Origin of the sequence: Pyxidicoccus sp. MSG2, assembly GCF_026626705.1 — a bacterium.
Lineage (GTDB): Bacteria > Myxococcota > Myxococcia > Myxococcales > Myxococcaceae > Myxococcus.
The window spans coordinates 2,202,847-2,215,662 of sequence record NZ_JAPNKC010000001.1 but is presented as its reverse complement, the minus strand read 5'-3'; the positions used below and the strand labels follow the sequence as shown (position 1 = coordinate 2,215,662).

At 70.3% G+C, this 12,816-nt stretch carries 10 protein-coding genes and 1 pseudogene; 4 read left to right on the top strand and 7 right to left on the bottom strand.

Translation table 11 applies throughout. The annotated features are described in order from the left end of the window. Positions 1-2 precede the first annotated feature (2 nt). A complete protein-coding gene (trxA, locus tag OV427_RS07835; RefSeq protein ID WP_267855481.1) occupies positions 3-356 on the bottom strand; it encodes a thioredoxin in 354 nt (117 codons plus the stop codon). Positions 357-485: 129 nt separating this feature from the next. After that, entirely contained in the window at positions 486-1,370 is an 885-nt protein-coding gene (locus OV427_RS07830; RefSeq protein WP_267855480.1) for a LysR family transcriptional regulator, read from the bottom strand. Positions 1,371-1,557: 187 nt separating this feature from the next. Between OV427_RS07830 and dusA the strand changes: the two genes are divergently transcribed. Beyond that, positions 1,558-2,556 (top strand): tRNA dihydrouridine(20/20a) synthase DusA, encoded by a 999-nt coding sequence (dusA, locus tag OV427_RS07825; protein WP_267855479.1) that lies wholly within the window; start codon positions 1,558-1,560, stop codon positions 2,554-2,556. Positions 2,557-2,697: 141 nt separating this feature from the next. On the opposite strand, the gene OV427_RS07820 is transcribed toward dusA, so the two are convergent. Beyond that, on the bottom strand, positions 2,698-2,937 hold the full coding sequence (locus OV427_RS07820) for an ABATE domain-containing protein (RefSeq protein ID WP_267855478.1): 240 nt from the start codon (positions 2,935-2,937) through the stop codon (positions 2,698-2,700). A 493-nt stretch (positions 2,938-3,430) separates the two neighbouring features. Between OV427_RS07820 and OV427_RS50740 the strand changes: the two are divergent. Continuing rightward, positions 3,431-3,589: pseudogene (locus OV427_RS50740) on the top strand (helix-turn-helix domain-containing protein); the annotation flags it as partial. A gap of 948 nt (positions 3,590-4,537) precedes the next feature. Here OV427_RS50740 and OV427_RS07815 read toward each other — a convergent pair. Both OV427_RS07815 and OV427_RS07810 read right to left on the bottom strand, forming a co-directional pair. After that, positions 4,538-5,290: a tetratricopeptide repeat protein gene (locus OV427_RS07815; protein ID WP_267855477.1), complete on the bottom strand. Its 753-nt coding sequence runs from the start codon at positions 5,288-5,290 to the stop codon at positions 4,538-4,540. Beyond that, entirely contained in the window at positions 5,263-6,792 is a 1,530-nt protein-coding gene (locus tag OV427_RS07810; protein WP_267863388.1) for an acetyl-CoA hydrolase/transferase C-terminal domain-containing protein, read from the bottom strand. Before OV427_RS07810 ends, OV427_RS07815 begins: the two co-directional genes overlap by 28 nt. Before the next feature lie 316 nt (positions 6,793-7,108). On the opposite strand from OV427_RS07810, the gene OV427_RS07805 reads away from it, so the two are divergent. Further along, positions 7,109-9,343 (top strand): M3 family metallopeptidase, encoded by a 2,235-nt coding sequence (locus tag OV427_RS07805; RefSeq protein WP_267855476.1) that lies wholly within the window; start codon positions 7,109-7,111, stop codon positions 9,341-9,343. A gap of 65 nt (positions 9,344-9,408) precedes the next feature. On the opposite strand, the gene thiD is transcribed toward OV427_RS07805, so the two are convergent. Next, on the bottom strand, positions 9,409-10,224 hold the full coding sequence (gene thiD, locus OV427_RS07800) for a bifunctional hydroxymethylpyrimidine kinase/phosphomethylpyrimidine kinase (RefSeq protein ID WP_267855475.1): 816 nt from the start codon (positions 10,222-10,224) through the stop codon (positions 9,409-9,411). Between the two features lie 179 nt (positions 10,225-10,403). On the opposite strand from thiD, the gene OV427_RS07795 reads away from it, so the two are divergent. Further along, on the top strand, positions 10,404-10,892 hold the full coding sequence (locus OV427_RS07795; RefSeq protein ID WP_267855474.1) for a hypothetical protein: 489 nt from the start codon (positions 10,404-10,406) through the stop codon (positions 10,890-10,892). A 13-nt stretch (positions 10,893-10,905) separates the two neighbouring features. Here the strand turns inward: OV427_RS07795 and OV427_RS07790 are convergent, their stop codons facing one another. Further along, complete coding sequence (locus OV427_RS07790) at positions 10,906-12,690, bottom strand: glycosyl hydrolase family 18 protein (protein ID WP_267855473.1); 1,785 nt, start codon at positions 12,688-12,690, stop codon at positions 10,906-10,908. Positions 12,691-12,816: the final 126 nt, after the last annotated feature.

The window sequence follows — 12,816 nt, the reverse complement described above, 5'->3', positions numbered from 1 at the left end:
CCTCAGAACGCCGCCGTGAGGGAGACCTCTCCGAGGAACGGGCGCAGCTCCTCCTCCAGGCGCTTGCGCGGCATGGCCCCGACGAGCTGCTTCACCACCTTGCCGTCCTTGAAGACGAGCAGGGTGGGCATGGCGCGGATGCCGTACTGCTGCGCCGTCTCCATGTGCGAGTCGGTGGAGATTTTCGTGAACTTCATCCGTCCCCGCCACTCCGTGGACAGTGCGTCCAGCATGGGTGCGATGATGCGGCACGGAGGGCACCACGCGGCCGTGAAGTCCACCACCACCGGCTCCTCCGCTTCGAGCACCTCGCGCCGGAAGTCCGCATCCGCCAGCTCGATGACATTCCCCGCCATGACGTTTCCTCCTCGGGAGGCGCGGCCCGCACGGTCCGGCGCCTCGGTGTGGAGAAAGGTCTAATGGCGGGGGCGCGCGGGGACGAGAGCCCCTGGCGCAACGCATTGTTCCGCGAAGCGCCCCGGACCCTAGGCTTCCGGCTCCCAGGGCAGCGTGGCGCTGCGCTCGGACAGCAGCGTGAGGAAGGCGCGCACCTTGGGTGGGAGCTGGCGGCTGCTGGGGTAGACGGCGAACACGGGGATGCCCGGGGGCGTCACGTCTTCCAGCACGGGGACGAGCATTCCCCCGCGCACGTCGTCCACGACGAGCGACGCGGGAAGCCGCACCACGCCCAGCCCCGCGCGCGCGGCCGTCTGTCCGGCGCGCACGCTCGGCACGCGCAGCCGGCCCGCCACGGGCACCGTCTTCGCGCGCCGGCCCTCGCCGAAGTACCAGACCTCGTCCGTGCCCGGCTCGGCGAGGAGCACGCACTCGTGGCCCCGCAACTCGTCGGCCGTGTGTGGGGTGCCGTGGCGGCCCAGGTACGAGGGGCTGGCGTAGTAGCCCGTGCGCAGGCGCCCGAGCCGGCGGGCCACCAGCGTGGAGTCCGCGAGCGGCCCGGTGCGCAGCGCCAGGTCATACTCCTCGGCGATGAGGTCCACGTGGGCCTCGGCGAGCGACACCTCCACGCGCATCCGTGGCTGGCGCAGGAGGAACTCGGAGATGAGGGGCGTGAGCAGTTCGCCGAGCAGGGACAGGGTGGCGATGCGCAGCGTGCCCTGGGGCGTGCCCCGGGACTCGCTCACCGCGCGATTGACTTCGCGGGCCTCGGCGACGAGCCGCGCGCAGTGCGCGTGGTAGTCGCGGCCCGCCTCGGTGAGCCGCAGCCGGCGCGTATTGCGCTCGAGCAGGCGGATGCCCAGCCGCTCCTCCAGCGCGGCGAGGCGGCGGCTCACGGTGGACTTGCGCAGGCCCAGCCGCTCGGCGGCGGCGGTGATGCCGCCCGTCGCAACGACTTCGACGAAGAGCAACATGTCATCCAGGAGGGGAGGGCTCGGGGACACGGGCGCAAGCCTACAGGGGACGGGTGTCCGCCTCCTCCCTGTCCGTGCGTCCAGGCGTCAAAGAGGGGTGGGCAGGGGCGGGAAAGCCGGGTAGATGCAACCGCCAGGGGAGCGGCCAGCTTCGAGGGACGCTCCAGGTGCTTCCCCGGGTTCTTCCATGATGCCGCCTCGCCCCATGCCGCTGTGTGTCGCGCCGATGATGGACTGGACGGACCGGAACTGCCGGTACTTCCACCGGCTGCTCAGCCGCCACACGCTCCTCTACACGGAGATGGTGACCACCGGCGCCGTCATCCACGGAGACAGGGAGCGACTGCTGGGCTACGAGCCCGCGGAGCACCCCGTGGCGCTCCAGTTGGGAGGTTCCGAGCCCGCCGCGCTCGCCGAGTCGGCGCGCATCGGCCAGGAGTGGGGCTACGACGAAATCAACCTCAACTGCGGCTGCCCGAGCGACCGCGTCCAGTCCGGCCGCTTCGGCGCGTGCCTGATGGCGGAGCCGGACCTCGTCGCCCGCCTCGTGGGTGCCATGCGTGAGGCCGTCAGCATCCCGGTGACGGTGAAGTCGCGCATCGCCATCGACGACCTGGACGAGTGGCCGACGCTGGAGGACTTCGTGCGCAAGGTCTCCGCCGCGGGTTGCTCGCGCTTCATCGTGCACGCGCGCAAGGCGTGGTTGCAGGGGCTGAGCCCGAAGGAGAACCGGGACGTGCCCCCGCTGCGCTACGAGCTCGTCTACCGGCTCAAGTCCGAGTTCCCGCACCTGGACATCAGCATCAATGGCGGCATCAAGACGATGGACGCCGCCGCCGACCACCTGAAGCACGTGGACGGGGTGATGATGGGCCGCGCCGTCTACGAGAGCCCCTATCTGCTGGCCGAGGCGGACCGCCGCTTCTTCGGCGCACAGGAGGCCCCGCCCGAGCGGCACGCCATCGTGGAGGCGATGCTTCCGTACGTCGAGCGGCGCATGCGGCAGGGGGCGCCGCTGGGGGCCATCACCCGGCACATGCTCGGGCTCTTCCAGGGGCTGCCCGGGGCGCGCGCATGGCGCAGGCACCTGAGCGAGAACGCGCACAAGTCGGGCGCGGGGCCGGAGGTGCTCGTCGCCGCGCTCGCGAAGGTGCGCCGCTCTCCCGAGGCGGACGTCGCGGCATAGGGCTCGGACTCCTCATCCCGAGGTGCCGCGCATCAGCACGGCCCGCGTGGAGTCGTTGACCGCCGGTCCACCGGGCGGGTGACGCCATCCACCGAGAGGTGGTGTCGTCCACCAGCGGTGGCCACCGCCACGAAGATGCTCTCAGCGCCTTCCACCCGTCCTGCGCCGGCGCGCGCAGCGTGACGCCTTCGGGGCCGAAACCACGGTGAGCGGGCTGGCCGCCGCCACCCGGTCCAGTGTCTTCAGTTCTTCCGGACGCACGGGCTCACCGTTGTGCGCGAGCATCACGGCTCGCAGCGCCTCGCGGACCTGGATGGCCGCCGAGAAGGACTCGGGCGACACCGTGTCTCCCGGAGCCAGCAGTCCCGGCCGCGGAACCACGTGGCGAGCGCCGCCGGGGTGGAGGCCTCGTCGGTGCGCTTCTCCACGTCCAGGGTGTTCACGAAGTCGTGTACCAGCGCGATGTCCGCGAGCAGCTCGGCGCGATGAGGCAACGTCATTGCTCGCAGCCTGCCGTGTCCTCCACGACGAGACCTGCAGCGCGAGGTTCCAGCAATGATTGGGACGCGCCTGCAGATGTTCAACCAGTCAAGCCAGTTTGATGGTGTTGGCCGCGACGGAATGCTGCGACTGATACGACCTGGCTCCGAATCCCCGGACCTCGCGAGGGCCGGAGCTCGCAGGGCTACAGGTCCACTCCACCTGGGCGGCAGGAGCGGAACGCGCCGGGCCTGAGCCGGCGTTGCGAGCTGCTCCCTCCCTCGCCACCGCCACCGGTTGCCAACCCCATGTCAGACCCACCCGGTAGACCGGTGCGCGTGGAAGGAACGTTACTTCCAGCCGTGAGTCGCCCGGAGGGGCAGGGGGAAGGGGCATGGGAATTCTGGAGCAGATGCGCGTCGACGCCATGTGCGAGGCGGCGGGGTTGTTGGCGCTTCGGGGGTACGACAACGTGCACGCCTCGGAATTGGCCCGGGCGCTGCGCGTGTCGGTGGGTACGCTCTACCGGCGCTACGGCAGCAAGCGAGGCTTCGCGCTGGCGGTGAGGGACTTCGCCGAGAATACCCTGTGCATCCGGGCGCGCAGCGGTTTCGAGTGTGAGCACGGCAGGCAGGGCGTGGACTTCCGCCAGGCCTTCTTCTCCTTCTGGTGGGAGCTGGTCAGTGCGGCCCTGGAGGAGCCCGGCCTCTTCGCCTTCACCTTTCTGCACTGGCACCCCTATGCCCCTGGGCCCCATGCGCCCTACGCGTTGAGTCCGTACATGCCACGCGGACTCGGGCCGCTCCTGGCACCTGCTCAAGAGGCCTATGCGCCAGTCACCACCGGGGGCGGTGCCCCGGGGCCGCATGAGTCAGACGTCTGCTGGTCAGCTACGACGGGGGCGCATGAGTCGGAGGTCTCCGTGCCGTGCGAGCCAGATGCTGCCGGGGCAGATGACCTGGGGCCGCATGAGCTCCACGATTCCGGGCCGCGTGCGCCACGCGCGCTTGGGCAGCAGTCGCACGGCAGGGCGGCGCGGGCGATGGTGCGCGAGGTCCTGGAGCAAGGCGAACGTGAAGGGGCGCTGGCACCGGGGAGCGCCCGGGTGGGCGAGGGCCTGGTATGGGGAGCGCTCGTGGAATTGGTACGCGCGCCGGCCGAGGAGGGCGCGTTGGTGACGGAAGCCGAGGTCCTCGCCTCGGCAACGGTTCTCTGGCGCGCCCTGGCGCTCGTCAAGGACTCCGAGCCCCAGGGGACGGACACCCCTCCTTCAGGCGCCACCCAGCTTCCATCCGTGATGTCTGGCGGCCTCGCCGCGGCTTCCGCGCCCCAGTCGCAGGAGGCGCCGGTGGTCGTCGCGTGCCCGGTGCTGGCTCGGACCCAGGTCGCCTGCCGCTCCAGGCGCTCGTGCTACCTGCTGCCTCACGGTGGTTCCGCTTGCGAGGAGTCCCCTGGCTCCGGACGCGGCTGGCGCTGCCCTCTCGAATGGAGCCACCGCGTGTCAGCGGCGCGTGGCGTCCGCGAGCCCTGCTCGCAGCGCATCCAGCAATCCCGGCGGGTCGCCCTCTCGAAACGCCGCGAGCCCCGCTTCGAAGTCCACGCGCGCGCCCTCTACGTCTCCCAGCCGCGTCCGCAGCGCCCCGCGCTCCCGCAGCAACTCCGGGTCCACGTCCTCACCCTCCTGCGTGGCGAGTGCATCCGTGAGGTCCGTCACCGCCTCCGCCAACCGCCCCAGGCGAGTCCTCACGCTGGCGCGCTGCTGGAGCAGCCACGGATTGTCCGGGTCCTCCTCGAGCGCCAGCGTCCAGTCGCGCTCCGCCTCCACATCCCGGCCCAGCACCTCCAGCGACTCCGCGCGCTTCATGTGGATGACGAGCGCCTTGCGGTAACCGCCGGCCACCAACGCGTCGAAGTCCGCCACCGCCTCCGCATGCCGCCCCAGCCGGGCCAGCGAGAGCGCGCGGTGCAGCCGCGTGGTGTTGTGTCCGGGCGCAAGCTCCAACACGCGCTCGTACCAGACGAGCGCCTCCGCCGGCGCTCCACCCCAGATGCCCAGCGTCTGCCCCAGCTCGCTCAGGATGCGCACCTGTCTCGGGTGCGCCTCCGCGAGCTGTCGGATGAGCGCGAGCGCCGACGCGTACCGGCCGCTCCTCCGCAGCCGGTCCACCTCGCGCATCTGCTCGGACACCTCGGGGGGCCAGGCTTCGCGTCCGTTGCGCTCCACCATCACCGGCTCGCCGGAAAGGCGCGGCACGCGGCGTCGTAGTCCTGCCACCAGCCGTTCAGGGCCTGCATGTCCGTGGCGCGGGGCTCATCGCCAGCCCCCGACATGGCCAGGTATGCGTGCAACAGCGGCCGGAAGTGCGGGTGGGCGCACCGCTCGATGATGTCCTGCGCCCGCCGCTTCGGGGAGCGGATGTCCATGTTGAGCGCGTAGCCCTGCTCGGTGACGACGCACTTGATGTCGTGCTCGGTGTGGTCGATGTGCCGCACGTACGGCATCACACAGCTCACCGTCCGCCCGTCCTTCAGCCGGCGCGTGGACGGCGTGTGGACGATGCTGAGGTACGCGTTGCGGAAGAAGTCTCCCGAGCCGCCCAGCCCGTTGACGATGCGCGAGCCGTCGATGTGCGTGGAGTTGACGTGCCCGTAGATGTCCACCTCGATGGGGGTGTTCATCGCGATGACGAACAGCCGGGAGATGATTTCCGGGCTGTTGGACAGCCACATGGGCCGCAGCACCAGTCTGTCGCGGCACCGCTCGAACAGCTGCATGAAGCGCTGGCGCCCCTCGGAGGAGAAGGACACCGCGGTGGCGGATGCGTATTCGAACTTCGCGTCGTCCTCCACGTAACGCAGCATTCCGTCCTGGAACACCTCGGTCCAGAATCGAATCTTCTGGAAGGGTGAGTCGTAGAGTTCGCCGATGATGGCGTTGGCCACGTTGCCTACGCCGGACTGGATGGGCGGCAGGCGCTTGCCCCAGTGGAACTGCTCGCGGCACTGGAGCAGGAAGTCGACCACGTTGCGCGCGATGCGCTTGTCCGTGTCGTCCGCCGCCTTGAAGGGCACCGGGTGGTCGGGCGTGCGGGACTCCACCACCGCCACTACCTTGCTCAAGTCGAACTCCACGTACGGCGTGCCGATGCGGTCTCTCACGTTCACCACCGGCAGCGGCCAGCCCACATGCGGGTGCACCGCGGGCGGGACGATGTCGTGGAAGCCCGTGTAGTCCGGCACCGCCGTGTTCACCTCGAGGACAATCTTCTTCGCGCGGGCGAGCGCCTCCACGCTGATGCCCACCGAGGAGGTGAGGATGACGCTCCCGTCGGGCCGGATGCGCGACACCTCCACCACGGCCACGTCGATGTCGCCGTAGAAGCCGTACATCAGGTTGCGCGCGAAGGCGGACAGGTGGACGTCGGTGAAGTCCATCTCCCCGGCGTGGATGCGCTGGCGCGACGCGGCCGACGACATGTACGGACCGCGCTTGCGGATGAAGGGCGCCAGGGGGCCCTCCACGTTCTCTGACAGCGAGGCGCCGGACAGCAGGGTGATGCCCGCCTGCGGCAGTTGCTGCGAGAAGTACCAGGCCAGGGCCGGAAGGAAGGTCTTCGGCTCGCCCGATTTGGTGAAGCCGCTGATGGCCACCGTGCTGCCGTCGGCCACGTGCTTCACGGCCTCCTCGACAGGGACGACCCTGGTCAGCAACTCCGGGTTCTCGATGCGGTCTTTCAGGGAGCTCGTCACGGTCATGGCCATGGGGAGAACGGCTGGGCGGGGAGGGTCGTTCGCGCCTCCGGGAAGATGACACACCGCGTGCTCCACCGGGGGGCGAGGTGGAGGGCGGGCCCCCGCCATGGCAGCGCGGCGAGGCGTGGGGGGAGGCTCGGCATGGGTGGGGGGCTCAGCGCGGCTGGGCCTCGCCGTGGGGAGGCGTGGGGGACTCGGGAAGAGGCGGGCAGGCGGGCGTGTTGGGGGCGCCGCGATTCCGTCCTACGGTTCGCGGCGGGCCGCCGCCAGGCTCCGCCCCTACCAGACAGCCACCCTTTCGTTGGGAGACCCCCTTCTCATGCGTAAGCTCCTCTTCGCCGGTGCGGGCATGGCCGTGCTCGCATCCGCCGGTTGCGCCACGACGACCCCGCCCGCCCAGGAGTCCCAGAACATGGCTTCCGCCCCGTCTGCCTCCACCCCTTCCACTGCCCCGTCTGGCTCCACGGCGCCCGCCGCCCCGTCGAACCCGCTGCTCGCGAAGTGGGCCGGGCCGCACGGTGGGTTGCCGCCGTTCGCCCAGGTCCAGGTGGCGCAGTTCAAGCCCGCGCTCGAGGCGGCCATGGAGGAGAACCGCCGGGAAATCGCAGCCATCGTCGACACGGCCGTCCCGCCGACGTTCGAGAACACCATCGTCGCGCTGGAGGCGGCCGGGAAGACGTTCTCCGACGTGGAGACGCTCTACGGCGTGTGGAGCTCGACCATGGCCTCCCCGGAGGTCCAGGCGCTCCAGCGGGAGATGGCGCCGAAGCTCGCGGCCTTCGACGATGAAATCTACCAGAACGCGGGGCTCTTCAAGCGCATCGAGGCCGTCTACAACTCGCCCGACAAGGCGAAGCTGACGCCCGAGCAGCAGCGGCTCACGTGGCTGCACTACACGCGCTTCGCCCGCTCGGGCGCGAAGCTGGACGCGGCGGCGAAGCAGAAGCTGGCCGCCATCAACCAGCGGCTCGCGTCGCTCTACACGTCCTTCAGCCAGAATGTCCTGGCCGAGGAGGAGGGCTACACCGTCGTCCTGGAGTCCGAGGCGGACCTCGCGGGGCTGCCCGACTCCGTGCGCGCCGGCGCGGCGGCCGCGGCCGAGTCGCGGGGCTTGAAGGGCAAGTGGGTCATCACCAATACGCGCTCGTCCATGGAGCCGTTCCTCACGTACTCGGCCCGGCGCGACCTGCGCGAGAAGGTGTGGCGCAACTACGTCAACCGCGGTGACAACGGCGACGCACGCGACAACAACGCCATCATCGCCGAGGTGCTGAAGCTGCGCGCCGAGCGCGCGAAGCTGCTGGGCTACGCGACGCACGCGCACTGGCGGCTGGAGAACACCATGGCGAAGACGCCCGAGCGCGCCATGGAGCTGATGGAGGCCGTCTGGAAGCCCGCGGTGGCCCGTGTCCACGAGGAAGTCCGGGACATGCAGGCCGTGGCGGACAAGCAGGGCGCGAAGCTGAAAATCGAGCCCTGGGACTACCGCTACTACGCGGAGAAGGTCCGCAAGGCGAAGTATGATTTGGACCAGAACGAGGTGAAGCCGTACCTGCAGCTGGAGAAGCTGCGCGAGGGCATGTTCTGGGTGGCGGGCGAGCTGTTCGGCTTCGCCTTCACCCAGGTCGACGACGTGCCCGTCTACCACCCCGACGTGCGCGTCTGGGAGGTGAAGGACAAGGCCAGCGGCCGCCACGTGGGGCTCTGGTACTTCGACCCGTACGCGCGGCCCGGCAAGCGCTCCGGCGCGTGGATGAACGCGTACCGCAACCAGGAGCGGTTCCGCGGCGAAGTCACGACGATTGTCTCCAACAACTCCAACTTCGTGAAGGGCGCGCCCGGGGAAGCAGTGCTCATCAGCTGGGAGGACGCGTCCACGCTGTTCCACGAGTTCGGCCACGCGCTGCACGGGCTCAGCTCCAACGTGACGTACCCGTCGCTGGCGGGCACCTCCGTGGCGCGCGACTACGTGGAGTTCCCCTCGCAGCTCCTGGAGCACTGGCTGTCCACGCCCGAGGTGCTCAACACCTACGCGCTGCACTACCAGACGGGGAAGCCCATTCCGAAGGCGCTGGTGTCCCGCATCGAGAAGGCCGCGACGTTCAACCAGGGCTTCGGCACGGTGGAGTACCTGTCGAGCGCGCTCATCGACATGAAGCTGCATCTGGCGGGGGACAAGCCCATCGACCCGGATGCCTTCGAGCGCGACACGCTGACGTCGCTGGGCATGCCGAGGGAAATCGTGATGCGGCACCGCACGCCGCAGTTCGGTCACGTCTTCGCCGGCGACGGGTACTCGGCGGGCTACTACAGCTACCTGTGGTCCGACACGCTGACGGCGGACGCCTTCGAGGCCTTCACCGCGGGCAAGGGCGCCTACGACAGGGCCGTGGCCGAGCGGCTGCGCAAGAATGTCTTCTCCGTGGGCAACACGCTGGACCCTGCCGAGGCCTACCGCGGCTTCCGCGGCCGTGACGCGGGCATCGACGCGCTGATGCGCAAGCGCGGCTTCCCCGTTCCGGGCGCGACGGCGCAGGCGAAGGACGCGAAGTAGCGCGCCCGCGCACCGGCCTCCGGGGAGCGCAGCCCCGGAGCCCGGGAGCCCCGGCTGGCGGGGGCCTACCCGTCCAGCGGGAAGAAGTGGCTGAAGGGCCCGGGGCCGCTGCCCAGCGCCAGCGGGTGCTCGAGCGCGGCGGTGACATACGCCTTGGCGCGCCGGGTGGCGTCCAGGGCGTCACGCCCCAGTGCCAGGTGCGCGGCGATGGCCGCCGACAGCGTGCACCCGGTGCCGTGGGTGTTGCGCGTCTCCACCGAGCGCAGGTGCAGCGTCTCCAGGCGCTCCCCGTCGAACCAGACGTCCGTCCCACGCAGGGCGCCCGTCATGCCGCCGCCCTTGATGAGCACCGCCCGGGGGCCGAGCCGGTGGATGCGGCGCGCGGCCTCGCGCATGTCCTCCAGCGTGTGCAGCTCCAGGCCCGCCAGCAATTCCGCCTCGTGACGGTTGGGTGTGGCCACCGTGGCCAGCGGCAGCAGCAGGGCCTTCAGTGCGCCCACGGCCGCGTCGTCGATGAGCCGCGCGCCGGCCCGGGACACCATGACCGGGTCCACCACCAGCGGCCCCAGCTTCAATTCGCGCAGCCGTCCGGCCACCGCGGTGATGATGTCCGGGTTGACGAGCATGCCCGTCTTTACCGCGCCCGCGCCGATGTCCGTCGCCACCGCGTCGATTTGCGCGACGACGGAAGCAGCGGGCAGCACGTCCACGCGGGTGACGCCCCGCGTGTTCTGCGCGGTGACGGCCGTCAGGGCGCTGGTGCCGTGGACGCGGTGGAACGCGAAGGTGCTCAGGTCGGCCTGGATGCCAGCGCCACCCCCGCTGTCCGAGCCGGCGATGGTGAGCGCTGTGACGGGCCCGTGGGTTTCCATGGGGCGCATGCTGGGGCAGCGTCCCTGTTGGAACCAGCACTTCGCGCCCGGCGCCGGGTGTCCGCGAGGCGGCAGCCGGGAGGTGGGTTTCACGTATCCCAGGAGGGGGCAGCACTGACATCAGCCTGCAAGGCACTCCCAGAAAGCCAGACATGCTGTAGCTTTCCGGCCTCACGGGAGGGAGCACTATGCTGAAGCGTGTTCGTGGGTTCGCGGTGACGGTCCTGGTGGGGGCCGTGGTGGTGGGGCTGTCCGCGTCCGCCCGGGAGCGTCCCAGGCCGAGGTGCGTGAAGGTCTCCGGCACGTTGACGAGCACCCTCAGCGCCGGCGCCTGTGAGAGTCCGGTGGGCATCTGCACCACGGGAGAATTCAAGGGGGACGGGCTGCTCAACGGGCGCACCCGCTTCGTGGCGGACTCGCTCCAGCCGGCGGCGGCCACCGAGGCGCCCACGACGCTGGTCTACTCCGGGCTGCTCACCCTCCATACGAAGGCCGGCACGCTGACGACGCGCGACACGGGCATCCTGGACACGGCGAACGGGCTCATCGGGGCGAGGGACGTCGTCGTGGGTGGCACCGGCATCTTCGCCGGGGCCACCGGCTACATCCTCTTCCAGGGCACCGGCACGTCCACCTTCGCCAACGAGGCGAGCGGGGAAATCTGCCTCCAACGCTGAGGCGCCTTCGGGCTCACGGGTCCAGGAACGCGCGCTTCACGGCCTGCAGGAGCGGGTCCTTCTGCCCCTCGGCGGCCCGGGGCAGGTGGCCCTGGTTGATGGTCCACAGGATGGTGCCCCCCAGTCCCTGCTCGCGCGCGAAGCGCCCCTTGGCGGCGATGGACTGCGCGTCCTCGTAGGAGATGTAGTTGCAGTGTCCGGGGCCGTACATGGAGGGGAAGGACAGGTACGGAGACTTCGCCTGGCCGTCCCAGCGGTACGCCTCGGGCTCGTAGTACTCCGTCATGATGTTGGTGTAGCTCATGGCGTTGTCGCTCTGCCCCTCGACGACGTCCCGCCGGCCGTCGAGCGGGGTGCGCGGCTCCGTCACGCCCTGCCAGCACGTGCCGAAGAAGCCGATGCCCACGCCCAGCCGCCCCGCGGGGACCCCCGCCGCCAGGTAGCCCTGGACGGAGCTGGCCACCGAGGTGGGCCGGTGGGGCGAGTCGTCCGTGAGCGGGCTGGAGTGCCAGCTCTCCCAGCTGCCCCAGTTGCCGCTCATCTTGTAGGACATGATGTTCATCTGGTCGACGCGTGCGGCCAGCCGCCCCATGAACTCCGCCCGGACCGGGCTCATCCCGAAGTTGGAGTTCAGCCAGTCCACCGGCATGGTGAGGATGATGTCCGGCCGCGCGGCGCGCAGGTCATCCAGCAGCGCCAGGAGCTGCTCGCCGTCATCCGGCGGGGGCTCGGCGCCCTCGGGCGTCTCCGCGGCCAGGTTGATGGGCTCCCAGTCCACGTCGATGCCGTCGTAGCCCAGCTCGTCCATCAACTTGATGAGGTTCTTCACCAGGATGGGACGCGACTCGTCGGTCGTGGCGGTCAGGAAGCGGTCATGCTCGCCGTAGCCCCCCAGCATCATCAGTGCCTTGCGCCCGTGCGCGTGGGCGCGCTCGGCGAGCGCCTTCGCCACGACGGGGCCCTCGTAGTCGGTGATGTCCAGGTCCGCGCTCACCGTGCCCCAGTGGCCCGGCTTGAAGCGGCCGACGACGAGGTGGGTGATGCCCGACAGGTCCACGGACTCCACCGGGAGCAGCGCGCGCTGGTAGCCGACGTAGTAGCCCGACACCCAGCTCGTCGGCGCGCCGCCCGAGCGCGGCTGCACCAGGGAGGTGGAGACTTCCGGGCCGTCCCCCACCGCGTTGGTGGCCACCACCTCGAAGCGGTAGGGCACGCCGTTGAGGAGGCCGGGAAGGGTGACGCTCGCGGCCGGCGCGTCCACCGTCACCGTGACGCCCCCCGGCTCCGCGGTGACGCGGTAGGAGCTCAGGGTCCGCCCACCGAAGCTGGCCGGCGCCAGCCAGCTCACGTACGCCTCGCCGTTGCCCGCCGTCGCGCGCACGGAGCGGGGCTGGCCCGGGACGGTGGGGTTGGCCACCTCGACGCCGGCCAGGGGCGTCACTGCCTCCGTGGGGATGGAGGCCGGGCCCTCGCCCTTCGCATTCACCGCCGACACCTTGAAGAGGTAGGGAAAGCCGTTGTTGAGGCCGCGCACCGTGGCCTGCATCTCGTCCGCGGCGACGATGGCGCCGCCGCACGCCGGCTCGCAGCGGACCACGTAGTACATGAGCGGGTTGCCGCCGTCCGTCGTCGGCGGCGTCCACTTCACCAGGGCCAGGGTGTCCGCCGCGTCGGCCTTCACCGAGGACGGGGCCCCCGGAAGCCCCGTGTCGTCGGCCTTCCCACCGCACCCCACCAACACCGCTCCCGCCATGAGTAGAAGGACGACCCACCGGTTCGTCATGGACTGAATCTGCATGGACCCACCCCTCGGAGAAGGTCCGTATATACGAGAACTCCCTGACACTTACAGTGGAAAATTGAATATGAGACTCTCTCGGGGTTTTCGCGGCTGTGTGGGTCGGATTCCTCTCGGAGTATGAGA

What these genes read in the sequence shown, in the direction of transcription:
- trxA (WP_267855481.1), bottom strand. Translation starts at nt 356, where the DNA reads ATGGCGGGGAATGTCATCGAGCTGGCGGATGCGGACTTCCGGCGCGAG.
- OV427_RS07830 (WP_267855480.1), bottom strand. Translation starts at nt 1,370, where the DNA reads ATGTTGCTCTTCGTCGAAGTCGTTGCGACGGGCGGCATCACCGCCGCC.
- dusA (WP_267855479.1), top strand. Translation starts at nt 1,558, where the DNA reads ATGATGCCGCCTCGCCCCATGCCGCTGTGTGTCGCGCCGATGATGGAC.
- OV427_RS07810 (WP_267863388.1), bottom strand. Translation starts at nt 6,792, where the DNA reads ATGACCGTGACGAGCTCCCTGAAAGACCGCATCGAGAACCCGGAGTTG.
- OV427_RS07805 (WP_267855476.1), top strand. Translation starts at nt 7,109, where the DNA reads ATGCGTAAGCTCCTCTTCGCCGGTGCGGGCATGGCCGTGCTCGCATCC.
- thiD (WP_267855475.1), bottom strand. Translation starts at nt 10,224, where the DNA reads ATGCGCCCCATGGAAACCCACGGGCCCGTCACAGCGCTCACCATCGCC.
- OV427_RS07795 (WP_267855474.1), top strand. Translation starts at nt 10,404, where the DNA reads ATGCTGAAGCGTGTTCGTGGGTTCGCGGTGACGGTCCTGGTGGGGGCC.
- OV427_RS07790 (WP_267855473.1), bottom strand. Translation starts at nt 12,690, where the DNA reads ATGCAGATTCAGTCCATGACGAACCGGTGGGTCGTCCTTCTACTCATG.